Genomic DNA, 22,738 nt, shown 5'->3' on the forward strand with positions numbered 1-22,738 from the left:
TTATGATACAGCAGGAAAGTAGACTCGTAGTAGCTGATAACAGCGGTGCAAAGGAAGTTCTCTGCATCCGGGTGCTGGGCGGTACCAAACGCCGCTACGCATCTATCGGCGATAAGATTGTGGTGGCTGTCAAGAGCGCGACTCCTTCGGGCGATGTCAAGAAGGGTGCCGTGTCGAAAGCAGTCGTCGTAAGAACGACCAAGGAAATCAGACGTGCCAACGGTTCGTACATTCGTTTCGACGACAACGCCGTGGTGCTGCTTAACAACCAGGGTGAAATGCGCGGTACTCGTATATTCGGCCCCGTAGCTCGTGAGCTGCGCGACCAGTATATGAAGATTATCTCCCTCGCACCCGAAGTATTGTAATCATAAAAACAATTTCGGATATGTCAGTGAAATTACATATTAAGAAAGGGGATATGGTGCAGGTCATCGCCGGTGACAACAAGGGCCAGCAGGGCAAAGTCCTGAAGGTCGAAGCTGAAAAGCAGCGTGCCATCGTCGAGGGGGTGAACCTTTGCAAGAAGGCCACCAAACCCAACGCGCAGAACCCCCAGGGTGGTATCGTCGAGAAAGAAGCGCCGATCCACGTATCGAACTTGCAGGTGCTCGACCCCAAAGGAGGTAAACCCACCAAAGTCGGTCGCAAGCTCAATGCAAAAGGTAAATTAGTCCGTTACGCTAAAAAGTCAGGGGAGGAGATCAAATAATGGCATACGTACCTACACTCAAGACACAGTATAAGGAGCAGATCGTAGCTGCCCTTATGAAGGAGTTCGGTTACTCGAGCGTTATGCAGTGCCCGAAGCTCACGAAGATCGTTATCAACCAGGGTATGGGACAGGCTGTCGCCGATAAGAAACTCATCGATGTGGCCGAAGCCGAGCTGACGCAGATCACGGGCCAGAAAGCCGTGCAGACGCGTTCGCGCAAGGACATCTCCAACTTCAAGCTGCGCAAGGGCATGCCGATCGGCGTGCGCGTGACGCTGCGCGATACGAAGATGTACGAGTTCCTCGAGCGGCTGATCGCCGTGGCGCTCCCCCGTATCCGCGACTTCAAGGGTATCAATGAGAAGTTCGACGGCCAGGGCAATTATACCCTCGGCATCACCGAGCAGATCATCTTCCCGGAGATCGACATCGACAAGATCACCAAGATCTTCGGTATGGAGATTACGTTCGTTACCACGGCCAAGACCGACGAGGAGGCGTATGCCCTGCTCCGCGAATTCGGCCTCCCTTTCAAAAACGCTAAAAAGAATCAATAAGCTATGGCAAAAGAGTCAATGAAGGCACGCGAGGTAAAACGCGTGAAACTCGCAAACCGCTATGCTCACAAGCGCGAGGAGATTGCTGCCAAGGTGAAGAGCGGTGAGATGGATCACGAGGAGGCATGGATCGCACTGTCGAAACTGCCCCGCAACTCGAATCCCATCCGCCAGCACAACCGCTGCAAGATCACGGGCCGTCCCAAAGGCTACATCCGCCTGTTCGGCATCAGCCGTATCCAGTTCCGCGAGATGGCTTCGAAGGGCCTGATTCCCGGCGTGAAGAAAGCAAGCTGGTAATATTTTCGGATGCCGGGAATTCCGGTATCCGAAAATCCGTTTTTCTGCCGGGATGCGAGGCCGGTGCCGCAGGGATGCGGCCGGCGCAGGAGGTGCGGGTGTGCCGATCTGCGCGGCGGCGGAGAATCCCGGAAACGAGTCTGGATGCTGAGGGCGTATGCCCGTGGGAAAAGGCCGGACAGGAGCAGTTCCTGTACCGGACGGTGAAATGCCGGGACGATGGTGCGGCCGCTGGGCTGCCTGCCGTTCCCTCTTTCCGAAGGAATCGGGGCTTATATGGGTGCAGAACCCGAGTAGTTACGTCGCAATGTCGAGGAAAGTGCCGCCGCAAGCGGTAACTTCTCGGCGGCGGGGCGGAAATCGAGGGGTTAGGCATTTGGTTACAAATTTCTCGACCGAAGGGCCGGGGAGGGGTATCGCCGATTGCGGCGGCTCTCTTCCGAAGGGTCATCGGCTGTAGTGCCGACCGGGGATTTGTACGGGTTATGTTAGCAACGCATCCGTGCTAACATTGTCCGTATTCCGGGGCCGGGGCCTAAAAACGCCGAAAACAGGGCGTTAGCTTGGTTTTTTGAGAAATTATACGTATATTTGCGCGCTTTATACCCCGGGCGTAACTCCCGTGCGAAGGGCGCGAAGGCGCTGGGAATGAGGCGCAAAACAACGAAACATCCGAGGCGGCGGTAAGCCTGCTAGGACTTTAAGGCGCTGAGGGACAAATAATTAACTTATTACTTTAATTTTTAACTTCTATTCGTTATGACTGATCCTATTGCGGACTTTCTGACCAGAATTAGAAACGCAGTGAAAGCCAACCACAAGGTGGTTGAAGCTCCTGGCTCAAAAATTAAGCAGGAAATCACTAAGATTCTTTACGAGCAGGGTTACATCCTCGCTTACAAATTCGACACCGACGAGAAAGGTCACCCGTCGATCAAAATCGCGCTCAAGTGGGACGCTGCCACCAAGGGCAACGCCATCAAAGACCTGAAGCGCGTGAGCCGTCCCGGTCTTCGCCAGTATGTCTCGGTGGGCGATATGCCCCGCGTGCTGAACGGCCTGGGCATCGCTATCCTGTCGACTTCGAAAGGCATCATGACCGACGCCAAGGCCCGCAAGGAAAACGTGGGCGGCGAGGTGCTGTGCTACATCTACTAACGGAAATTTTTAAACGCAAGAACAATGTCAAGAATTGGTAAATTACCTGTAAACCTGCCCGCCGGCGTTACCGTAGAGGTTTCGGCCGACAATGTGGTAAGCGTGAAAGGGCCACTCGGGACGCTGAGCCAGAAAGTTGACTCGGACATCAAGGTAGAGGTCGGCACGCACAAGGACGTTCACACGGGCAACGAGGCTCCCGCCGTGCTCGTATCGCGTCCTACCAACCAGCCCCGCCACCGTTCGCTGCACGGCCTGTACCGTGCGCTGATCAACAACATGGTCGTCGGTGTGTCGAAGGGTTATGAAATCAAACAGGAGCTCGTGGGCGTCGGTTTCAAGGCCGAAGTCAAGGGCCAGATCCTCGAAATGAGCCTCGGTTATTCGCACGATACGCATTTCATGCTTCCCAAGGAGGTTACCGCTACGGCCGTGACGGAGAAGAAGGGCAACCCGATCGTAACGCTGAAGAGCATGGACAAGCAGCTCGTCGGCCAGGTCGCTGCCAAGATCCGTTCGCTGCGCAAGCCGGAGCCGTACAAGGGCAAGGGTATCAAGTTCGTCGGCGAACAGCTGCGTCGCAAGGCGGGTAAATCAGCAGGTGCTAAATAGTAAATAGTTTAGAGTTATGTCACTGAACAAGATAGAAAGAAGAGAGAGGATCAAGATGCGTATCCGCAAGATCGTGAGCGGTACGCCCGAACAGCCTCGCATGACTGTATATCGTAGCAACAAGCAGATCTACGTGCAGTTTATTGATGACCTCGCAGGTGTGACCCTGGCCACGGCATCCTCGCTGGACAAGGAGGTGGCGGAAGCCGCCGCCGGCAAGAACAAGTGCGACGTGGCCGCCCTGGTGGGCAAACTGGCCGCCGAGCGCGCTGTCGCCAAAGGCATTTCGACCGTAGCGTTCGACCGCAACGGCTACCTGTATCACGGAAGAGTTAAACAGCTGGCCGAAGCAGCACGCGAAGGCGGTCTTAAATTCTAAGCGATTATGTCAAATACCAACATAAAGAAAGTACGCACCAGCGACCTCGAGCTTAAGGACAGACTCGTAAGCATTCAGCGTGTTACCAAGGTAACCAAGGGAGGCCGCACATTCAGTTTCTCGGCCATTGTCGTCGTAGGTAATGAGGACGGTGTCGTGGGCTACGGCCTGGGCAAGGCTTCGGAGGTTCAGTCGGCCATTGCCAAGGGCGTGGAGGACGCAAAGAAGAACCTGGTGAAGATCCCCGTTATCAACGGTACGATTCCCCATAAGCAGGAGCTCCGTTACGGCGGTTCGCTCGTCATGATCCGCCCGGCCGCCCCCGGTACGGGTATCATCGCCGGCGGTGCCATGCGTGCCGTGCTGGAGTCGGTGGGCGTGAAGAACGTGCTTGCCAAGAGCAAGGGTTCGTCGAACCCCCACAACCTGGTGAAGGCAACCATCGGCGCCCTGTGCGAACTGCGTGATGCACACAGCATCGCCCGTCTGCGCGGCATCTCGATGGACAAGGTGTTTAACGGTTAATTTTGTAGAGACAAATGGCAAGATTGAAAATCACCCAGGTCAAAAGCCGCATCGGCGCTACCGAGCGTCAGTGCAAGAACCTCGACGCCCTGGGGCTGAAGAAGATCAACGCGAGCGTCGAGCACGACGACTCGGCGATCATCAAGGGTATGATCGAGCGCGTGAAGCACCTCGTCAAAGTAGAGGAGGTAGCCGTAAAGAAGGCTGCAGCACCCAAGGCCAAGAAAGCCGAAGCTGCCGAGGCCGCAGAATAAGTTTAACAGCTAAGAAGTAATTTTTACGATGGAACTCAATAATCTCAAACCTGCAAAGGGTTCAACGCACCACGACAAGCGAATCGGTCGCGGTGCAGGTTCGGGTCACGGTGGCACGGCCACGCGTGGCCACAAGGGTGCGCAGTCGCGCTCGGGTTACTCGCGTAAACTGGGCTTCGAGGGCGGTCAGATGCCTCTTCAGCGTCGTCTTCCCAAGTTCGGTTTCACCAACCTGAAGCGCGTCGAATTCAAGGCTATCAACCTCTCGACGCTCGAGGAGCTGGCAGCCAAGAAGTCGCTCTCCGAGATCACGGTCGACACGCTCGTGGCCGCAGGTTTCATCTCGTCGAACGACAAGGTGAAAATCCTCGGTAACGGTACGGTTACCAAGGCGCTGAGCGTGAAGGCTCACGCATTCTCGAAGAGCGCCGAGGCGGCCATCGTGGCAGCCGGCGGCAGCGTCGAAAAACTGTAAGAACCCTAGAAACCGAAAATTATGAATCAGTATCTCGTTGTTGGTATCGTCTTTTTAGTGGTAATCGCTCTTTTGGCGACCAACAAGAAATTGGTTGAAACGCTCAAGAATATCTACAAGATCGAGGAGCTGCGCAAACGTGTGATCTACACGATCGGGCTGCTGCTGGTCTACCGCTTGGGTAGTTTCGTGGTGATTCCGGGTATCAACCCCAACGCCTTGGGCGAGGGGTCGGCGCTTGCCAGCCAGTTAGACGGCAACGGACTTCTGGGTCTGTTGAACGTCTTTTCCGGCGGTGCATTCGGCAATGCGGCCATCTTTGCACTCGGAGTCATGCCGTACATCACCGCCTCCATCATCATCCAGCTCATGGGTATGATGATCCCGTATTTCCAGAAGATGCAGAAGGAAGGTGAAAGCGGCCGCCGCAAGATGAATCAGTGGACGCGCTTCCTTACCATCGGCGTGTTGATCCTCCAGGGCCCGGCGTATATCGCCAACCTGTACCATCAGGTGCCCTCTGCATTCGTTTACGGCAACTCGTTCGGCTTCGTAGCCTATGCGACGACGATCCTCATCGCCGGTACCATGTTCATCATGTGGCTCGGCGAGAAGATCACGGACAAGGGTATCGGCAACGGTATCTCGCTGATAATCATGATCGGTATTGTGGCCCGTCTGCCCCACGCCCTGTTGGCCGAGGTCAACGCGCGTTTCCAGACCGCTAGCGGTAGCGCCATCATGCTTATCCTCGAGCTGGTGTTGCTGTTCCTGGTCTTCATGGCTACGATCGCCCTGGTACAGGCTGTCCGCAAGGTGCCTGTGCAGTATGCAAAGCGTATCGTCGGTAACAAACAGTACGGCGGTGTACGTCAGTACATCCCCCTGAAGATGAATGCTGCGAATGTGATGCCCATCATCTTCGCGCAGGCTCTGATGTTTATCCCGGCGCTGTTCTCCGGTACGGCCTTCGCGGCTGCTTTCAGCTCGATGACCGGTTTCTGGTACAACTTCACGCTTGCAGTGCTGGTAATCGCGTTCACCTACTTCTACACCGCGATTATCATCAACCCCCAAATGATGGCCGATGACATGAAGCGAAACGGCGGCTTTATCCCGGGAGTGAAACCGGGTAAGCAGACCGTGAACTACATCGACACCATCATGACGCGTATCACGCTCCCCGGCTCGTTCTTCCTGGCCATCGTGGCGATCCTGCCCGCACTGGCGATGAAGTTCCTGGGCATTCAGCAGGCGTTCGCCTACTTCTACGGAGGTACGTCGCTGCTGATCATGGTCGGTGTGGTGCTCGACACTCTGAAGCAGATCGAGAGCTACCTGCTGATGCGTCATTACGATGGTCTGATGAAGACCGGGCGTATCCAGGGTCGTCATTAGGAGTTTTTCCCGAAGAGTTCTTAACGAAGAGAATGATATATTTAAAGACAGACGAGGAGATAGAGCTGCTCCGCGAGAACAACATCCTGGTGTCGAAGACACTGGCGGAAGTGGGTCGCCACATCCGGCCGGGTGTCACCACCAAGTTTTTGGACTCGGTTGCCGAGGATTTTATCCGCGCACACGGAGCAGTTCCCGCCTTCCTCGGGTATCAGGGATTTCCCGCTTCGTTGTGTATATCGGTAAACGAACAGGTAGTTCACGGTATCCCATCCTCGAAATGCGTCCTCAGGGAGGGCGACATCGTTTCGGTCGATTGCGGTACGTTTATGAAGGGGTTTGTTGGTGATTCGGCGTATACGTTCGCCGTTGGAGAGGTTGCCGGGGAAGTTAGGCAGCTGATGGAGGTCACCAAAGAGGCGCTTTATAAAGGTACGGCACAGGCTAAGGCCGGCAACCGCGTAGGCGATGTGTCGGCAGCCGTGCAAGAGTACGCCGAAAGTTTCGGCTACGGTGTGGTGCGGGAATTGGAAGGACATGGGTTGGGTCGGAAAATGCACGAAGACCCCGGTGTCCCCAATTACGGAGCACGCGGCAGGGGGCCGCTCCTCAAGGAAGGAATGGTCATCTGTATCGAGCCCATGATAAATATGGGTACCAAAGCGGTGGTTTTTGAAAGGGATGGCTGGACAGTCCGCACGCGCGACCATAAACCCGCGGCGCACTACGAGTTCGCCGTTGCGGTTCGTAAGGACGGGCCCGACGTGCTGACGGACTTTAGTATCATCGAACAGGCAATAAACAAGTAAGACTCTATGGCAAAACAGGCTGCTATTGAAAGGGACGGTACGATTATCGAAGCCCTGTCCAACGCGATGTTCCGCGTCGAGCTGGACAACGGCCACGTGCTCACCGCCCACATCTCGGGGAAGATGCGTATGCACTACATCAAGATCCTTCCCGGAGATAAGGTAAAAGTGGAGATGACGCCCTATGACCTGACGAAGGGGCGTATATCTTTCCGGTACAAATAACATTAGATTGCTTGAAAATCATGAAAGTAAAAGCATCCATCAAGAAAAGAAGCGAGGATTGCAAGATTGTGAAGCGTAAGGGGAAACTCTACGTCATTTGCAAGAAGAATCCCAAGTTTAAAATGCGCCAAGGGTAATGTTTAAACGGTTTAGTAAAAAAGAAAAAGATTTTATATGGCACGTATAGTCGGTGTAGATTTACCAAAAAATAAAAGGGGCGAGATCGGCCTGACCTATATCTACGGTATCGGTCGTTCGACGGCCCGCAAGATTCTCGAGGTCGCTGGCATCAGCTACGACCTCAAAGTCCAGGATTGGTCGGACGACCAGGTCGGTGCGATCCGTTCGACGATCGCTGATCTGGGTATCAAAGTCGAGGGCGAATGCCGTTCGGCCGTCCAGCTCAACATCAAGCGTCTGATGGATATCGGCTGTTACCGCGGCATCCGTCACCGCCTGGGTCTTCCCGTTCGTGGTCAGTCGACCAAGAACAACGCACGCACCCGCAAGGGCCGCAAGAAGACTGTCGCAAACAAGAAAAAGGCAACAAAGTAATCTTTAGAGAATTATGGCAAAGAAAACTGGAACAGTTAAGAAAAAGGTTGTTAAGGTCGGTGCCCTGGGCAATGCCTATGTTCACTCCACTTTCAACAACGTGATCATCACCATCACCAACGAGGTGGGTGACGTCATCAGCTGGTCTTCGGCCGGTAAGATGGGTTTCCGTGGTTCGAAGAAGAATACTCCGTATGCCGCACAGACCGCTTCGGCCGACTGCGCAAAGGTCGCTTACGATATGGGCCTGCGCAAGGTAAAAGTGTATGTCAAGGGCCCGGGTGCCGGTCGTGAGTCGGCCGTGCGTACCATCCACGGCGCCGGTATCGAGGTGATGGAGATCATCGACGTTACGCCGCTGCCGCACAACGGTTGCCGTGCTCCTAACCGCCGCCGCGTATAATCGGTGTCGTGGTAAGGAATATTTCTAAGGTTTTAAAAAAGTCAGAACAATGGGAAAATACATAGGACCAAAATCGAAGATCGCCAGAAAGTTCGGCGAAGCTATTTACGGGGCGGACAAGGTGCTTGAGAAACGCAACTTTCCTCCCGGACAGCACGGTCTGGCGCGTAAGCGCAAGAAGGTGTCGGAGTACGGCACGCAGTTGAGCGAGAAGCAGAAGGCAAAGTATACGTACGGCCTGCTCGAGAAGCAGTTCGCACGTACCTACGATCAGGCTGCGCGTATGGGCGGTATCACGGGCGAGAACCTGCTGAAGCTGCTCGAATGCCGCCTGGACAATGTTGTTTACCGCTTGGGTATCGCCCCGACGCGTGCAGCTGCCCGCCAGCTCGTTTCGCACTGCCACATCTGCGTGAATGGCAGCGTCGTGAACATCCCCTCGTACTCGCTGCGTGCGGGTGACGTGGTGTCCGTTCGCGAGAAGTCGAAGAGCCTGGAAGTGATCTCGGCATCTCTGGCCGGCGGTTCGAAGAGCCGCTATGCTTGGCTTGAGTGGGACAATGCCTCGATGAGCGGCAAGTTCCTGCAGAAGCCCGAGCGCGAGGAGATCCCCGAGAACATCAAGGAGCAGCTCATCGTCGAGTTGTACTCGAAGTAGTAATCAAACAAACTGAATATATTATGGCAATATTAGCATTCCAGAAACCTGAAAAGGTTATTATGCTTGAATCCACTTCGTCGTTCGGAAAGTTCGAATTCCGACCGCTGGAGCCCGGGTTCGGTATGACTGTCGGTAACGCTTTGCGTCGTATTCTGCTCTCCTCGCTCGAGGGTTACGCAATCACGACTGTCAAGGTAGCCGGTGTCGACCACGAGTTTGCCGCTATCCCCGGCGTGATGGAGGATATGTTGAACATCATCCTCAATCTGAAGCAGGTTCGTTTTATCCGCACAGTCGATAATCAGGATGCCGAAAAGGTTTCCATTAACGTTGCGGGTGTGACGGAGCTGACTGCCGGATATATTTCAAATTACCTTTCGTTCTTCAAGGTGTTGAACCCCGATCTGGTGATCTGCCACCTCGCGCCCGGCACGAAGATGCAGATGACCCTCACGATCGGCAAGGGGCGCGGCTACGTTTCGGCAGAGGAGAATACCCCCGCCGAGTGCGAGTTCGGCACCCTCCCGATCGACTCGATCTTCACGCCGATCAAGAACGTAAAGTATTCCATCGACAACTACCGTGTCGAGCAGAAGACCGACTACGAGAAGTTGAACCTGGAGATTACTACCGACGGGTCGATTCACCCCAAAGAGGCTCTGAAAGAGGCTGCAAAGATCCTTATCCAGCACTTCATGCTCTTCTCCGACGAGAAGATCACCGTCAACATGGAGGATACCAACGGTACCGAAGAGTTCGATGAGGATGTACTCCACATGCGCCAGCTGCTGAAGACCAAGCTTTCGGATCAGGATCTGAGCGTCCGCGCCCTGAACTGCCTGAAAGCCGCCGACGTGGACACCGTGGGGGATCTCGTGAAGCTCAACCGCAACGACCTGCTGAAGTTCCGCAACTTCGGTAAGAAATCGCTCACGGAGCTCGACGAGCTGCTGACCTCGCTCAACCTGAAGTTCGGTATGGACGTATCAATCTACAAACTTGACAAAGATTAATTATGAGACACAATAAGAATTTCAACCACCTTGGCCGCCAGGCAGGACACCGTAAAGCGTTGATGTCGAATATGGCTTCGTCGCTCATCCTGCACAAGCGTATCGAGACTACCGTTGCCAAAGCCAAGGCCGTTCGCCAGTTCATCGAACCGCTGGTGACCAAGTCGAAGGATGACTCGACGCACTCGCGCCGCATCGTCTTCTCGTACCTCAAGCAGAAAGAGGCCGTAACCGAGTTGTTCCGCACCATCGCTCCGAAGATCGCCGAGCGTCCGGGCGGCTATACCCGCATCCTGAAGACCGGCTTCCGTCTGGGCGATGCTGCCGACATGTGCATCATCGAGTTCGTTGACTTCAACGACGCTTACACGCTGGGCATCGCTCCCGCAGCTGCTGCCGAAGCCAAGCCCAAGACGCGCCGTTCGCGCAAGCCCGCAGCCAAGAAGACCGATGCGGTCGAGGAGGCTACGGTCGTGGAAGGCGAAGCCAAGAAGGCCGCACCTAAAAAGGCTGCCGCTCCGAAGGCTGCGAAGCCCGCGGCTCCGAAGTCTGCCAAGGTTGCAGCCCCGAAGGTTGCCAAGAAAACCAACGTAGGCAAGAAGATGTAAATTCGCGTCTGCTGTCAGAAAAAGGGACGACCCCGATGTGGGTCGTCCCTTTTTTTGTCCGGGATGCCGGGGCTTGTCGTCAGCCCTGCTTTTTGGCCGGGTATCGGTTGCTTGTTTGCCGGGGAGGGCGGTTGCCTGCCGGTTCGGACGGACGAACCTGGGCTTTTCGATCCCGTAGGCGACCGGCATCTTTATGTTTTCGACCTTGGGTATCCGTGCCCGGAGGTGCGGGAGTACCGGGCGGAGCAGATAGACTTGGGCAATGGTGCCCTTATCGGGACTTTCCGCTTTCATGTCCCTCTTCCGGCTTCGTGCGGGCCAATGGTTTTCAAGGAAAGTTTGAAAAAATCCCCGGAACATGCAACGTTCCGGGGATTCGTTCTGTGTGTCGGAGTCGGTTTATTTCGCGAAGCCTTTGCCGATGCCAAGGAAATCCTCGGCCTTGAGGGCTGCGCCGCCGATCAGGCCGCCGTCGACGTCTTCCTTGGCGAAGAGCTCCGGTGCGTTCGAGGGCTTGCACGAACCGCCGTAGAGGATGGCGGTATCCTGTGCTGCCGCGCCGAATTTGGCTGCCAGCACCTGGCGGATGTAAGCGTGGATTTCCTGTGCCTGCTCGGCCGAGGCGGTCTTGCCGGTGCCGATAGCCCATACGGGCTCGTATGCGATCACGAGGTTCTTGTACTCCTCTTCGGTGAGGTTGTAAACCACCTCCTCGATCTGGGCCTTCACCACGTCGAAGTGTTTGCCGGCCTCACGCTCTTCGAGGTTCTCGCCTACGCAGTAGATCGGGGTCAGGCCGTTGGCGTAAGCCTGCGCCATCTTCTTGTTAAGCGTAGCGGAGGTTTCGCCGTAGTACTGGCGGCGCTCCGAGTGGCCGAGGATCACGTATTTGCAACCCAGCGCCGCGATCATCGAAGCGGCGATCTCGCCCGTATAGGCGCCTTTGGCCTCCGTGGCGCAGTCCTGTGCCCCGAGGGCGATGTCCGAACCCTTGAGTGCTTCGGCGACCTGCGAAAGGTGCGTGAAGGGGGGGCACACGATGAAGTTGACGCACGAGCATACCTCGCCGCGGCCGGCTACGATGCCTTTGGCCAGTTCTACACCTTCGGCGGGAAGCGTATTCATCTTCCAGTTGCCGGCAACAATTTTCTTTCTCATTTTCTTAGGTTTTTATTGTTAAAATCCGAATTGTCACGTTATTCCTCGCACCATTTTTTGACCTCCTCGATCGAGGGGGCCTTCAGGCCGAGCTTGTTCTTTTTGTTGAAGCCGCACAGGTCGTTGAAGAACTTGCCCGGGGCGAGTTTCTTCAAGGCCTCGACCGTGATGTACCCCATTTTCTGGATCACGGGCACCCACTCTTCGGGGATGCCGGCGGCGGTGTATTTCTCCACGGGGTCGTTCACGACCTTTTTTTCGGGGCGCATCTGCGGGAAGAAGAGCACGTCCTGGATCGAAGCCTGGTCGGTCATGAACATCGTGAGGCGGTCGATGCCTATGCCCATGCCCGAGCACGACGGCATGCCGTATTCCAGTGCGCGTACGAAATCCATGTCGATGAACATGGCTTCGTCGTCACCCTTTTCGCTCAGCCGCAACTGTTCCTGGAAACGTTCCAGCTGGTCGATCGGGTCGTTGAGCTCCGAGTAGGCGTTGCACAGCTCCTTGCCGTTTACGAACAGTTCGAAACGCTCCGTGAGGTCGGGGTTCGAGCGGTGGCGCTTGCAGAGCGGCGACATTTCGCGCGGGTAATCGCACACGAACGTGGGCTGGATCAACTCCTCCTCGCAGTACTGCCCGAAAATGGCGTCGATCAGTTTGCCTTTGCCCATCGTGTCGTCGATCTCGACGCCGAGGCGCTTACAGGCTTCGCGGAGCTGCTCCTCGCTCTGCCCCGTGATGTCGTAGCCCGTTTTCTCGCGGATGGCGTCGGTCATCGTCAGGCGGCGGAACGGTGCCTTGAACGAGATCTGCTTGCCGTCGAGCGTCAGCTCCGTCGTGCCGTTCACGGCCACGGCCACCCGTTCGAGCATCTGCTCGGTGAACTCCATCATCCAGAGGTAGTCCTTGTAGGCCACGTAAATCTCCATGACGGTGAATTCGGGGTTGTGCGTGCGATCCATGCCCTCGTTGCGGAAATTCTTGCCGAACTCGTATACGCCGTCGAATCCGCCGACGATCAGTTTCTTGAGGTACAGCTCACTGGCGATGCGCAGGTACTGGTCGATGTCGAGCGCATTGTGGTGCGTGATGAACGGGCGTGCCGAGGCGCCGCCCGGAATCGGCTGCAGGATCGGGGTCTCCACCTCGACGTAGCCGCGCTCGTTGAAGAACTGGCGCATCGTGGCGACGATCTTGGCGCGCCGGACGAATACGTCGCGCACCTGCGGGTTCACCACCAGGTCGACGTAGCGCTGGCGGTAGCGGACTTCGGGGTCGGTGAAGGCGTCGAACGTCTGGCCGTCCTTGGCCTTGACGACGGGCAGCGGGCGGATCGACTTCGAGAGCACCGTGAACTTGCGGCAGTGCACCGACAGTTCGCCCGTGTTGGTGTGGAACGCGAAGCCCTCGACGCCGATGAAATCGCCGATGTCGAGCAGTTTCTTGAACACCGTGTTGTATAGCGTGGGGTCTCCTTCGGGGCAGACGTCGTCGCGGCGGATGTAGACCTGGATGCGGCCCGTGTGATCCTGCAATTCGAAGAACGAGGCGCTGCCCATGATGCGGCGCGACATGATGCGGCCTGCGATGCGAATGTCCTGGTAGTTGCCTCGGGCCTCGTCGTAGTTGTCGGCGATCTCCCGTGCCGTGGCCGTCACTTCATAGCGGGCGGCGGGATAGGGGTCGATGCCGAGCTCGCGCAGGGCTGCAAGCGACTGCCTCCGGAGCTGTTCCTGTTCACTGAGTTCGATGCTCATATCTTGTGTTTTTGAATGTTTGGACTATTGACCGTGCAAAGTTAATAAATTCTGCGCAAATATGCTTCAGCCGGGGTGGGTGAATCGTCTGTTCCGGCTCTGTGCCAGCCTGAGGTAGCCCCGCAGGGCGGCGTAGCCCAGTCCCAGGCCGACGAGCGTGCCCCATACGATATCCATCGGGAAATGCTTGCCCAGGTAGATGCGCGAATAGCAGATGACGAGGGTGCAGACGACCATCAGGGCGGTGAACCACTTGCGGCGGATCGCACCGCACGAGAGTACGGCCAGCGCGACGATCGTGGCCGCGTGCGCCGAGACGGTGCCGTACATGCCGCTTACGGCCTCGGGCGGGACGTGCACTGCCCAATCATGCGGCATTGCCGCACGGCGCAGGGCGCGCAGCGAATCGGGCGTGATCTCCAGCCCTTCGAGCGAGGGGGTGAACATCGGCCGCGGGCGCGGTTCGAACTGCGGCAGCATGTCGCCCAGCAGGCCGTTATGCTTGAAGATGCCCGAAACTATGTCCGACAGCCCCAGGGCGAGAAGCATCAGTACCAGGAAGATCAGCATGCCACGCCAGCCGCTGCGGCGCCATACCAGCCACAGGATCAATGCATAGAGCGGCAGCCACATCGCCGTGCCCGAGATGGTGAGCATCACGCGGTCGAGGGCCGTGCCGCCGTCGAAATTGAGGGCCATGAACAGGCCGTGGTCGAAGGTATACATAGGTCAATGGATTTGTCGTAAATGGCTGTGGGCTGTTTTTGCCGCATTGCGGGACGCCACTCCCGAGGGAGAGGGTCGGGGCGGGTCGGACTTGTAAACACGGCCGTCGGCCGCGGGAAGAACATACCGGGATGCAAGGCGGCCGTCATACGCATTTTAAAACTGAAAGTAGATGAACGGTTGTATGTCGCTCGATTTGATCTGCATCACGCACCAGATCATCGCGGCGGCCATCACTACCTGCAATACCAGCGGGGCGTTGGCTACCAGGCGCTGTGCCGCGCGGTCGACGCAGCCCGGCATGAGGTGGAGCAGGTAGCCCGCACCGATCAGGGCGAAGACGCCCGCATAGCCCGCGATGACCTGCGGGATCATCGGGACGTTGAAGTTGAAGAATATCTGGTGCAGCATCAGTTCGACGGTCTGCATCGACTCGGCGCGGAACATCAGCCAGCCCAGGCAGACGAGGTTGAACGTGAAGACGACGCCGAGCGCACGGTTCCACCAGTGCATCTGCGCCCCGGAAGCCTTGGCCCCCGGGACGACGGCCATCCACAGTTTATGCAGCGCCAGCGCTACGCCATGCAGCGTGCCCCAGAGGATGAAGCGGATCGCCGCACCGTGCCACAACCCTCCCAGCACCATCGTGACGAGCAGGTTGCCGTAGGTGCGCAGTTTGCCTTTGCGGTTGCCGCCCAGCGAGATGTAGAGGTAGTCGCGCAGCCACGAGGAGAGCGAGATATGCCACCTGCGCCAGAATTCGGTGATGGTGGCCGACTTGTACGGGGCGTCGAAGTTCTTGGGGAAGCGGAAGCCCAGCAGCAGGGCGATGCCGATCGCCATGTCCGAGTAGCCCGAGAAGTCGCAGTAGATCTGCAAGGCATAGCCGTAGATGCCCGCCAGGCACTCGAAGCCCGAATAGAGCAGCGGCTCGTCGAAGATGCGGTCGACGAAATTGAGCGAGATGTAGTCCGAAATGATCGCCTTTTTGAAGAGTCCCGTAAGGATCAGGAAGACTCCCGTGCCGAACATTTCGCGCGTCACGACGACCGGGTTGCGGCGGATCTGGGGGATGAAGTCCCGGGCCCGGACGATCGGGCCTGCGACCAGCTGGGGGAAGAACGAGAGGTAGAAAAGGTAGTCGCACCAGTTGCCGAGCGGTTTGAGCTGTCCGCGGTAGATGTCGATCGTGTAGCTCATCGACTGGAACACGAAGAACGAGATGCCGACCGGCAGGAAGATGTTCTGGAATTGGAGGAACCCCTGCCCGAACATCTGGTTGGCGATGTCGACCAGGAAGTTGGTGTATTTGAAATATCCCAGCATCCCGAGGTTCACCATGACGCTCAGTACGACGAGCCACCGTTTCGCGGCGCGGCTCCGCACGCGGTAGATGCCCTGCGCGATCAGGAAGTCGCTCGTGGCGGCGAAGATGAGCAGCAGGAAATAGATGCCGCTTGATTTGTAGTAGAAATAGAGCGAAAAAAGGATGACGTAGACGATACGGGCCATCGGCGCACGGCGGAAAGCATTGTATATGAGCATGAACCCGGCGAAGAGGAACAGGAACAGCCCGCTGCTGAAAATCAGCGGCGAAGAGGCGTCGTACGCGAGCAGCGCCTGCAGTTTTTCCAGGATGCCGTCCGTTGCGGGGAGTGTCATTTCCGGGGTGTGTTGAGGTTTCCGATTGCGGAGACGGGCCGCAGCTCCCGGTCGATCTTCAGCAGACGGACACTGTCGAGTACGGCCTGCTCGGCCTGGCGGCGGATGCGTGCGGCTTCCGCGGCGGCATGGGCTTCGTATGCCCCGGCGTTGATCGCATCGACGAGCGACCAGGCCACGCGGCGCCCGCCGGCATAGTTGATGTGCGTGTAGTCCTTGCCGGCCCAGCCGTTGGCGACGAACTGTTCCATGCCGCCCAGCGAACGCATGGCGTCGCAGGTCGGCCAGAATGCCGCGCCCGTGTTTTCCGCAGCCCCGCGCTGGTAGTCGAGCATGTAGGGGATGGCATCCATGGGTTCGAAGCCTGCGTCGGTCTTCACCGAACGGTCGCTCACGCCCAGTACCAGCACGGCCGCCGTGGGGAAGCACTGCTGTACGTAGACGACCATTTTCTCGATCTGTCGGGCGTAGTTGGTGTAGTTGTGCACCCCCGTTTGCATGATGTTGAGCCCGTATTGCAGGATCACCAGGTCGTAACCCGCCAGGTCGTTGACCTGCGCGTTGACCGACGGGTTCGTCCAGAACATCGCCTGCCCGTTGTTGCTGCGCACCGAGTAGTTGTCGACCACGACGCCGTCGGCTTCGAAGACAGCGCCGTAGCCGATGAACCCTTCCGTCCCGGAGTTCACCTTGAATGCCAGCGAACGGATATGGGGCGCCGTGACCGTGACCTGCCGGACGGCGGCGGCTCCTTCGACCTCGAATTCGCGGCGGAGCGAATCGTTGAGCGTCAGTTCGATGCGGCTGTCGCCGGGGCTGATGAAGAACACCCGTGCCGCGGTGCAGGAGTCGAGCTGCTGCCGGTAGTCGGTGTTTTCCCACCGCGTGGAGGCGCCCTCCGAGGGCTGGCACACCCAGCCCGAGACGAAGAAGTGGCCGCGCAGGTTCTGGGGCGCCGCTTTGCGCTGCATGATGTTGTATGCCGTCCAGCCTTTCGACTGGGTTTTGATCGTGCGCCGGAAGACCGTCAGGGGCGATGCCATCGGGGCAAAGCCCGCGCCGCCCCCGCCGTAGGCCTGTTGCAGTTTCTCGCGCAGGTCGGCCGTGAGGATGTCGCCCTCGATGAACGAGTCGCCCAGTACGGCGATGCGCACCGGACGGCGGGCATAGAGCAGCGTGTCGTAGAATGCCCTGAGACGTCCCGAATCGGCCGGGGCGAACTGCTCGATCGCCACGAGCGCCGGGTTGAGCCGCACCGTGTCGGGGACTACCGCCCTGCGGCCGGAGCTGTCCTGCCGCAGCAGCCATTCGAAGGTGGTTTGCACGGGGCGGGGCGCTGTGTCCGCTTCGATGCGCTCGGCCTCGATGCGCCGGGCGACCTGTGCCATGTCGACGTGGAAATCGTCCTCGTCGAAGAGCGCCGGTTCGGCGGCTTCCGCCGCGGCGTCCTCGAACGACAGGATGTCCGACAGGATGTTGGCCCGGCGGAGCTTGACGCCGCCGAGGCTTTGCGGGGGGATAAAACTCACGGCCCCAAGCACTGCGATCAGCGCCAGGGCCGCGATCCATCCCCGGTGGGAGTAGTCTTTTTCGGGGGTATTCATCGGCCGTTTAGTCGCGTCGTCCGAGGATCAGGAAGACGTAGTAAAGCACCGAGGCGATGGCGCTGAGGGCTGCTACGAGGTAGGTGCGCGCTGCCCACGAGAGGGCTTCCCGGGCTTGTGCGAGCTGTGCGCCCTGCATCGTGCGGCTGACCTGCAGCCATTCCAGCGCGCGTGCCGAGGCGTTGTATTCGACGGGAAGCGTCACCAGCGAGAAGACCGCCGACATGGCGATCAGCCCCACGCCGATCCAGCACAGCAGTTCGTTCTGCGTCGTGGCGAGGATCACCAGTCCGAGGATGATGACCCACGTGGCGGCGGTCGAGGAGAACTGCACGATGGGTACCAGCTGCGAGCGCAGCGTCAGGGGTGCGTAGCCCCGGGCATGTTGCACGGCGTGCCCGCACTCGTGCGCCGCCACGGCTGCCGCTGCGACGCTCGTCGACGAATAGACGCTGTCGCTCAGGTTGACGGTCATCGTCTGCGGGTTGAAGTGGTCGGTCAGGTTGCCGCCCACGTGCGTCACTTTGACGTTATGGATGTTGTTGTCGCGGAGCATCTTCTCGGCCACCTCGGCGCCCGTGAGGCCGCCGGGGAACTGTACCTTAGAATATTTGCGGAAGACCGATTGCAGGCGTGCCTGCACGGCATAGCCGGCGATACCGATGACGATGATCAGGACGAACATTCCCATCGTCGCCGCCGAATAGTGTGCCGCACCGGAGGCCGGTTCGGCGTAGTATCCTGCCTGGAGCAGGGTGAAAAGCATGTGTGTCATAGTCGTTTAGTTTTTTCTGTGTGTGTAATATGCGCCCGCCTGCTGCGAGGGCATCAGTACCATTTCATTAACGGTCATATGGGCCGGTAATTGTGCCGCCCATGCGATCGCCTCGGCGATGTCATCGCCGGTGAGCGGCTCGACGCCGTCGTAAACCCGGTCGGCGCGCTCCTTGTCGCCGTGGAAGCGCACCTCGGAGAACTCCGTCTCGACCATGCCCGGACGGATCTCCGTCACCTTGATGCCGCTGGCGAGCAGGTCGGCGCGCATGGCCTGCGAGATGGCGTGCACGGCGTGCTTCGAAGCGCAGTATACGGCGCCGTTCTCGTAGGGTTCTGTGCCGGCGATCGACCCGATGTTGAAGACGTGTCCGCCGCCTGCGGCCACCATCTTGGGGGTGATGACGCGCGTGACATAGAGCAGCCCCTTGACGTTGGTGTCGATCATGGCGTCCCAGTCGGCCGGATCCCCCTTGTCGATGTGTTCGAGCCCGGCCGCAAGCCCGGCGTTGTTGACCAGCAGGTCGACGCGCCCGAGCGGTTCGAGATTGCGGCGCACGGCCTCTTCGCTGCGGACGTCGAACGTGAGCGTCGTGCAGCGGCCGCCTGCCGCCTCGATTTCGCGGCGGAGCGATTCGAGCCTTTCGCTACGCCGCCCCGTCGCTATGATGTCGTAGCCTTCCGCCGCGAGCCGGAGCGCCGTGGCGCGTCCGATGCCCGATGTGGCCCCTGTGACCAAAGCCTGTTTTTTCATCCGAATAACGTGAATATGTTTGTGTCGACCCATGTCGGAAGCTGTCCCTTGGGGGTGCCCGGTTTGCCTTCGGCCGTTCCCGGAGCTGCCGGGCTCCGTGTCCGTGCCCCCCCCCGGATCCCGCCTGCACGAAGCGGGGCTTCCAATTAATTGGGTTATTTCGGACAAAAATACGAAATAATTGTGTTTCTTTGCATAAATTTTCCAGCAAATTCAGCAGCCGTGAACCTTGCCTTTTTCATCGCCCGCCGGACGGCGCAGCACACCCCGGATAACAAACCCGGGGTGATGGAGCGTATCGCCGTGATTTCCGTGGCGTTGAGCGTGGCAGTGATGATCCTGGCCATGGCCGTGATCATGGGGTTCAAGTACGAGGTGGCACGCAAGGTAACAGCCTTTGCGGCGCATGCCGTCGTGACCGACGTGCGGGGTGTCGGGACGCTCGATTCGGAGCCCGTGCGCCGCAGCGCCCGCACCGAAGGGCTGATCCGCTCGACCCGGGGATTCGCTTCGATGGCTTCGTATGCCGTCAAGGGCGGCATCGTCCGTACGGCCGACGCCGTGGGCGAGGTGATGCTCAAGGGGGTGGATACGGCCTATGACTGGTCGGCCTTCCGCGGATGGCTCGTCGACGGGGATTTGCCCCGTGTGGGGGATTCGATCCGCACGAAGGACATCCTGCTTTCGCGCAGCCTGGCTGACCGGCTGATGCTCGGCGTGGGCGACCGTGTGGAGATGCTCTTCGTCGAGGCCGGCGACACGCCGCGCCGCGACCGGTTCAAGGTGGCGGGGATTTACTCGTCGGGGATGGACGAGATGGACAACACGGTCATCCTGACCGACCTGCGCAACGTGCAGCGCCTCTCGGACTGGGCGCCGGACGAGATTTCGGGATACGAGGTCTTTACCGACGATCTGGCCGGGGCGGACGATTTCGCCCGCAGGCTGGGGCATACGCTCCTCTACGACGAGGACGACGCCACGGCGAACCTGGCTGTCACGAGCGTGACGGAACTTTATGCCAGCATCTTCGACTGGCTCAAGGCGCACGACGTGAATGCCGCCGTGATAATCGTCATCATGCTCGTGGTGGCTTTTTTCAACATGACCTCGGCGCTGCTGATCCTCGTGCTCGAACGCACGCGGATGATCGGCCTGCTCAAGGCCTTCGGCATGCGCAACGGCCAGCTGCGGCAGGTGTTCCTGTGGCGGGCGTCGTTCATCACCCTGCGCGGCCTGGCGTGGGGGAATGCTGTGGGGCTGGGGCTGTGCTTCGTGCAGCGGTATTTCCATGTCGTGCGGCTTAGCTCCGAGGGGTATCTGCTCTCCGAAGTCCCTATTTCGCTGGGGTGGGGCTGGTGGCTGGCGCTGAATGCCGGTGCCGTGGCGGCGATCGTCGCGCTGCTCGTGGTGCCGACCTATATAGTATCGACCGTGAAACCCGACGAATCAATCCGTTACGAATGACCGTGAAACCCTATAACACCGGACAGACCAAGAAGGAGGAGGTGCGCGAAATGTTCGACAACATCGCACCCAAATACGACCTGCTGAACCATACGCTCTCGATGAACATCGACCGCATCTGGCGCCGCCGCGTGGTGCGCATCGTGCGCCGCAGCCGCCCGCACCGTATCCTGGACGTGGCGACCGGAACGGGCGACCTGGCGATCGAGATGGCACGCCGCATACGGGACGTGCACGTGCTGGGCGTCGACCTCTCGGAAAAGATGCTCGACGTGGCGCGTTGCAAGGTCGCCGCCCGCGGCCTCGACGAGCGGGTCGTGCTCGATGTGGGCGACGCGGAGCACCTGCGAGTCTCGGACGCTTCGGTCGACGTGGTGACCGTAGCGTTCGGCGTGCGCAACTTCGGCGACCTGGAGGCCGGCCTGCGCGAGATGGCCCGCACAATAAAACCCGGGGGCAAGGTCGTTATACTGGAGTTCTCGCGTCCCCGCAACCGGCTGTTCCGGGTGCTGTACGAGTTCTATACCTATAAGATACTGCCGCGCATCGGCGGCATGGTGTCCAAGGACAAACGTGCCTACGAATACCTGCCTGCCTCGGTCGGGGAGTTCCCTGCGCCCGCGGAGTTCATGTCCATGATGGAGCGGGCGGGGTTCCGCGGCTGCCGGGCCCGGAGCCAGAGTTTCGGGATCGCGCAGATATATACCGGCCAGCGATGAGGAAATGGTTATACTGCATATTGCTCACGGCGATGGTGCTGCCGATGGTTTCGTGCCGCCGGGCGGTCGAGAAGGCCCGGCGCAATATCCGTCTGGAAGCGGTCGAAAAGGTCGAACGCAAGGGGATGGGCGGCGCCGAGGCCGTAGTGCGCGTGAAGAACGGCACGGGGTACAAACTGGTGCTGGAGCGTGCGAAGGTCGATCTCTTCTACGCCGGGAGCCGCGTGATGAGCATCATCCTCCACGGCCGTGTCGAGGTGCCGCGCCGGACGACCGGAAGTTTTACGTCGCTGTGGCGCGTGAGAACTACCGACCCGATGGCCTATTACGTGATGGTGAAAAAAATCCGCGAGGACGATATTTCGCAGGTCGCCGTTTCGTTTGCGGTCGAGGGGCGCGGGGGGCCAGCTTCGGTAAAAAATTCGGAAGAGATGGTGCCGTTGTCGGAATTTTTGAATATCTTTGGGCTGTCCTTGCAGGACGTGAAAAACTATCTGGACGAGTAATGCGTAGACTGACGACTTTCATAGCGGTGATTTTCGCCGCGGCGGCTTTCGCTCCGCTGCGGGCGCAGTCGCTCGATGCCTTCAAGGAGCGCCTGTCCGCCCCGGTGGTCTCCGACGCTGCGTTCGGCACGGCCAGGGTCACCGTTACCGAGTACGGCGATGCGGAGAAGGCTGTCGACGACGCTTCGCGCGGAGGGCAGCGCCTGCGGCTGCGCGGTTACAGGGTCTGCATCTTCTTCGACAACGGGCAGGATGCCCGCGCCGGGGCCTTTGCCGCGGAAGCCCTTTTCAAGGAGACCTATCCCGGGATCATGGTATACCCGGTATACGAGAATCCCTATTTCAAGGTCGTGGTGGGAAACTGCCTGACGGCGGAGGAGGCCATCATCCTGAAGGGTAAGATCGCATCGACATTCCCCAAGGCATTCGTGAAGAGCGAGGAGTTCTCCATGGCAGACCTTTTGAACTGAAAGGTTGGATTCCCTGCTCCGTTTTCGGCGCGTGGCACGGTCTGCGGGCAGCCTATGCCCCTGCTTGCCAAAAACATACGCACGCCTTGAAAATATCGGAAATTTTTATTTGCAATATTCTTACGAATATATATCTTTGCGACGTTACAGAATAACTAATAATTAAACCTTTAACGCTTATGAAAAAGATTTTTTCTTTTGTTGTTGTCATGGCTGCCGTAGCAATGGTAAGCTGCTGCGGTAATTCGAACAAGAAGGCTGCCGAGAGCGGGGCTGCCGCTGCTGCGACCGAAGCTTCGGCTTGCGCCGGCTGCGACGCGAAGTGCGATGCCGAGGCATGTGACTCGACCAAATCCTGCTGCGCCGAGAAGTGCGATTCGACCAAGTCGTGCTGCGCCGAGAAAGCTGAAGATGCATGCTGCAACAAATAAATTGTCGGGCATGAGAGTGAGGGAGATTCGAAAGAATCCCCTTTTTTTGTGCCCGGTTTT

General features: G+C 58.5%; 31 protein-coding genes. 24 read left to right on the forward strand and 7 right to left on the reverse strand.

The window, feature by feature from the left end:
- Positions 1–2: 2 nt before the first annotated feature.
- From rplN to rplQ, 19 genes are all read left to right on the forward strand, one after another.
- Positions 3–368 (forward strand): 50S ribosomal protein L14, encoded by a 366-nt coding sequence (gene rplN / locus DW189_RS08095; protein WP_018696462.1) that lies wholly within the window; start codon positions 3–5, stop codon positions 366–368.
- 20 nt (positions 369–388) lie between these two features.
- On the forward strand, positions 389–712 hold the full coding sequence (gene rplX / locus DW189_RS08100; protein WP_117507450.1) for a 50S ribosomal protein L24: 324 nt from the start codon (positions 389–391) through the stop codon (positions 710–712).
- Positions 712–1,272 carry a 50S ribosomal protein L5 gene (gene rplE / locus DW189_RS08105; RefSeq protein ID WP_022332122.1) on the forward strand — a complete coding sequence of 187 codons (561 nt, stop codon included), beginning with the start codon at positions 712–714 and terminating at the stop codon, positions 1,270–1,272. Before rplX ends, rplE begins: the two co-directional genes overlap by 1 nt.
- A gap of 3 nt (positions 1,273–1,275) precedes the next feature.
- Positions 1,276–1,572: a 30S ribosomal protein S14 gene (rpsN, locus tag DW189_RS08110; protein ID WP_022332123.1), complete on the forward strand. Its 297-nt coding sequence runs from the start codon at positions 1,276–1,278 to the stop codon at positions 1,570–1,572.
- Positions 1,573–2,331: 759 nt separating this feature from the next.
- Positions 2,332–2,730 (forward strand): 30S ribosomal protein S8, encoded by a 399-nt coding sequence (rpsH, locus tag DW189_RS08115; RefSeq protein WP_022332125.1) that lies wholly within the window; start codon positions 2,332–2,334, stop codon positions 2,728–2,730.
- A 24-nt stretch (positions 2,731–2,754) separates the two neighbouring features.
- Positions 2,755–3,342, forward strand: coding sequence for a 50S ribosomal protein L6 (gene rplF / locus DW189_RS08120; protein WP_022332126.1), 588 nt, complete (start codon positions 2,755–2,757; stop codon positions 3,340–3,342).
- Between the two features lie 16 nt (positions 3,343–3,358).
- Positions 3,359–3,721, forward strand: coding sequence for a 50S ribosomal protein L18 (gene rplR / locus DW189_RS08125; RefSeq protein ID WP_117507452.1), 363 nt, complete (start codon positions 3,359–3,361; stop codon positions 3,719–3,721).
- Between the two features lie 6 nt (positions 3,722–3,727).
- A complete protein-coding gene (rpsE, locus tag DW189_RS08130; RefSeq protein WP_018696455.1) occupies positions 3,728–4,246 on the forward strand; it encodes a 30S ribosomal protein S5 in 519 nt (172 codons plus the stop codon).
- A 14-nt stretch (positions 4,247–4,260) separates the two neighbouring features.
- On the forward strand, positions 4,261–4,500 hold the full coding sequence (rpmD, locus tag DW189_RS08135) for a 50S ribosomal protein L30 (RefSeq protein WP_022332128.1): 240 nt from the start codon (positions 4,261–4,263) through the stop codon (positions 4,498–4,500).
- A 28-nt stretch (positions 4,501–4,528) separates the two neighbouring features.
- Positions 4,529–4,975, forward strand: coding sequence for a 50S ribosomal protein L15 (gene rplO, locus DW189_RS08140; RefSeq protein WP_055203784.1), 447 nt, complete (start codon positions 4,529–4,531; stop codon positions 4,973–4,975).
- A 21-nt stretch (positions 4,976–4,996) separates the two neighbouring features.
- Complete coding sequence (secY, locus tag DW189_RS08145) at positions 4,997–6,373, forward strand: preprotein translocase subunit SecY (RefSeq protein ID WP_018696452.1); 1,377 nt, start codon at positions 4,997–4,999, stop codon at positions 6,371–6,373.
- Positions 6,374–6,405: 32 nt separating this feature from the next.
- Complete coding sequence (gene map / locus DW189_RS08150) at positions 6,406–7,182, forward strand: type I methionyl aminopeptidase (RefSeq protein WP_032134872.1); 777 nt, start codon at positions 6,406–6,408, stop codon at positions 7,180–7,182.
- Positions 7,183–7,188: 6 nt separating this feature from the next.
- A complete protein-coding gene (gene infA, locus DW189_RS08155) occupies positions 7,189–7,407 on the forward strand; it encodes a translation initiation factor IF-1 (RefSeq protein WP_009597667.1) in 219 nt (72 codons plus the stop codon).
- 20 nt (positions 7,408–7,427) lie between these two features.
- Positions 7,428–7,544 carry a type B 50S ribosomal protein L36 gene (gene ykgO, locus DW189_RS08160; protein WP_010262443.1) on the forward strand — a complete coding sequence of 39 codons (117 nt, stop codon included), beginning with the start codon at positions 7,428–7,430 and terminating at the stop codon, positions 7,542–7,544.
- A 37-nt stretch (positions 7,545–7,581) separates the two neighbouring features.
- On the forward strand, positions 7,582–7,962 hold the full coding sequence (gene rpsM / locus DW189_RS08165) for a 30S ribosomal protein S13 (protein WP_018696450.1): 381 nt from the start codon (positions 7,582–7,584) through the stop codon (positions 7,960–7,962).
- Positions 7,963–7,975: 13 nt separating this feature from the next.
- Positions 7,976–8,365 carry a 30S ribosomal protein S11 gene (gene rpsK, locus DW189_RS08170; RefSeq protein WP_022332130.1) on the forward strand — a complete coding sequence of 130 codons (390 nt, stop codon included), beginning with the start codon at positions 7,976–7,978 and terminating at the stop codon, positions 8,363–8,365.
- Positions 8,366–8,414: 49 nt separating this feature from the next.
- Positions 8,415–9,023: a 30S ribosomal protein S4 gene (gene rpsD, locus DW189_RS08175; RefSeq protein WP_018696449.1), complete on the forward strand. Its 609-nt coding sequence runs from the start codon at positions 8,415–8,417 to the stop codon at positions 9,021–9,023.
- Between the two features lie 23 nt (positions 9,024–9,046).
- Positions 9,047–10,039: a DNA-directed RNA polymerase subunit alpha gene (locus DW189_RS08180; RefSeq protein WP_022332131.1), complete on the forward strand. Its 993-nt coding sequence runs from the start codon at positions 9,047–9,049 to the stop codon at positions 10,037–10,039.
- 2 nt (positions 10,040–10,041) lie between these two features.
- Entirely contained in the window at positions 10,042–10,647 is a 606-nt protein-coding gene (gene rplQ, locus DW189_RS08185; RefSeq protein WP_022332132.1) for a 50S ribosomal protein L17, read from the forward strand.
- 399 nt (positions 10,648–11,046) lie between these two features.
- Here the strand turns inward: rplQ and tpiA are convergent, their stop codons facing one another.
- The 7 genes from tpiA to DW189_RS08220 all read right to left on the reverse strand — a co-directional run bounded on the left by tpiA (position 11,047) and on the right by DW189_RS08220 (position 19,085).
- On the reverse strand, positions 11,047–11,805 hold the full coding sequence (gene tpiA, locus DW189_RS08190) for a triose-phosphate isomerase (protein ID WP_026318480.1): 759 nt from the start codon (positions 11,803–11,805) through the stop codon (positions 11,047–11,049).
- Positions 11,806–11,843: 38 nt separating this feature from the next.
- On the reverse strand, positions 11,844–13,565 hold the full coding sequence (gene lysS / locus DW189_RS08195; RefSeq protein ID WP_022332134.1) for a lysine--tRNA ligase: 1,722 nt from the start codon (positions 13,563–13,565) through the stop codon (positions 11,844–11,846).
- Positions 13,566–13,631: 66 nt separating this feature from the next.
- Complete coding sequence (locus DW189_RS08200; RefSeq protein WP_022332135.1) at positions 13,632–14,291, reverse strand: phosphatase PAP2 family protein; 660 nt, start codon at positions 14,289–14,291, stop codon at positions 13,632–13,634.
- 156 nt (positions 14,292–14,447) lie between these two features.
- Positions 14,448–15,953, reverse strand: coding sequence for an MBOAT family O-acyltransferase (locus DW189_RS08205; protein WP_117507454.1), 1,506 nt, complete (start codon positions 15,951–15,953; stop codon positions 14,448–14,450).
- The gene (locus tag DW189_RS08210; RefSeq protein WP_117507456.1) at positions 15,950–17,557 is read right to left on the reverse strand and encodes a hypothetical protein; all 1,608 of its coding nucleotides are present in this window, start codon (positions 17,555–17,557) and stop codon (positions 15,950–15,952) included. Before DW189_RS08210 ends, DW189_RS08205 begins: the two co-directional genes overlap by 4 nt.
- Before the next feature lie 7 nt (positions 17,558–17,564).
- Positions 17,565–18,332, reverse strand: coding sequence for a zinc metallopeptidase (locus DW189_RS08215; protein WP_022332138.1), 768 nt, complete (start codon positions 18,330–18,332; stop codon positions 17,565–17,567).
- Positions 18,333–18,338: 6 nt separating this feature from the next.
- Positions 18,339–19,085 (reverse strand): SDR family NAD(P)-dependent oxidoreductase, encoded by a 747-nt coding sequence (locus tag DW189_RS08220; RefSeq protein WP_117507458.1) that lies wholly within the window; start codon positions 19,083–19,085, stop codon positions 18,339–18,341.
- A gap of 222 nt (positions 19,086–19,307) precedes the next feature.
- On the opposite strand from DW189_RS08220, the gene DW189_RS08225 reads away from it, so the two are divergent.
- From DW189_RS08225 to DW189_RS08245, 5 genes are all read left to right on the forward strand, one after another.
- Positions 19,308–20,552, forward strand: a complete 1,245-nt coding sequence (locus DW189_RS08225) for an ABC transporter permease (RefSeq protein ID WP_117507460.1) — start codon at positions 19,308–19,310, stop codon at positions 20,550–20,552.
- Positions 20,553–20,554: 2 nt separating this feature from the next.
- A complete protein-coding gene (ubiE, locus tag DW189_RS08230; RefSeq protein WP_032134947.1) occupies positions 20,555–21,271 on the forward strand; it encodes a bifunctional demethylmenaquinone methyltransferase/2-methoxy-6-polyprenyl-1,4-benzoquinol methylase UbiE in 717 nt (238 codons plus the stop codon).
- The gene (locus DW189_RS08235; RefSeq protein WP_022332142.1) at positions 21,268–21,777 is read left to right on the forward strand and encodes a hypothetical protein; all 510 of its coding nucleotides are present in this window, start codon (positions 21,268–21,270) and stop codon (positions 21,775–21,777) included. The genes ubiE and DW189_RS08235 overlap by 4 nt, the downstream gene beginning before the upstream one ends.
- Complete coding sequence (locus DW189_RS08240; RefSeq protein WP_117507462.1) at positions 21,777–22,247, forward strand: hypothetical protein; 471 nt, start codon at positions 21,777–21,779, stop codon at positions 22,245–22,247. The genes DW189_RS08235 and DW189_RS08240 overlap by 1 nt, the downstream gene beginning before the upstream one ends.
- A gap of 179 nt (positions 22,248–22,426) precedes the next feature.
- Positions 22,427–22,678: a hypothetical protein gene (locus DW189_RS08245; RefSeq protein WP_022332144.1), complete on the forward strand. Its 252-nt coding sequence runs from the start codon at positions 22,427–22,429 to the stop codon at positions 22,676–22,678.
- The last annotated feature ends 60 nt before the right edge of the window (positions 22,679–22,738 follow it).

This window comes from Alistipes sp. AM16-43 (genome assembly GCF_003435745.1).
Lineage (GTDB): Bacteria > Bacteroidota > Bacteroidia > Bacteroidales > Rikenellaceae > Alistipes > Alistipes onderdonkii.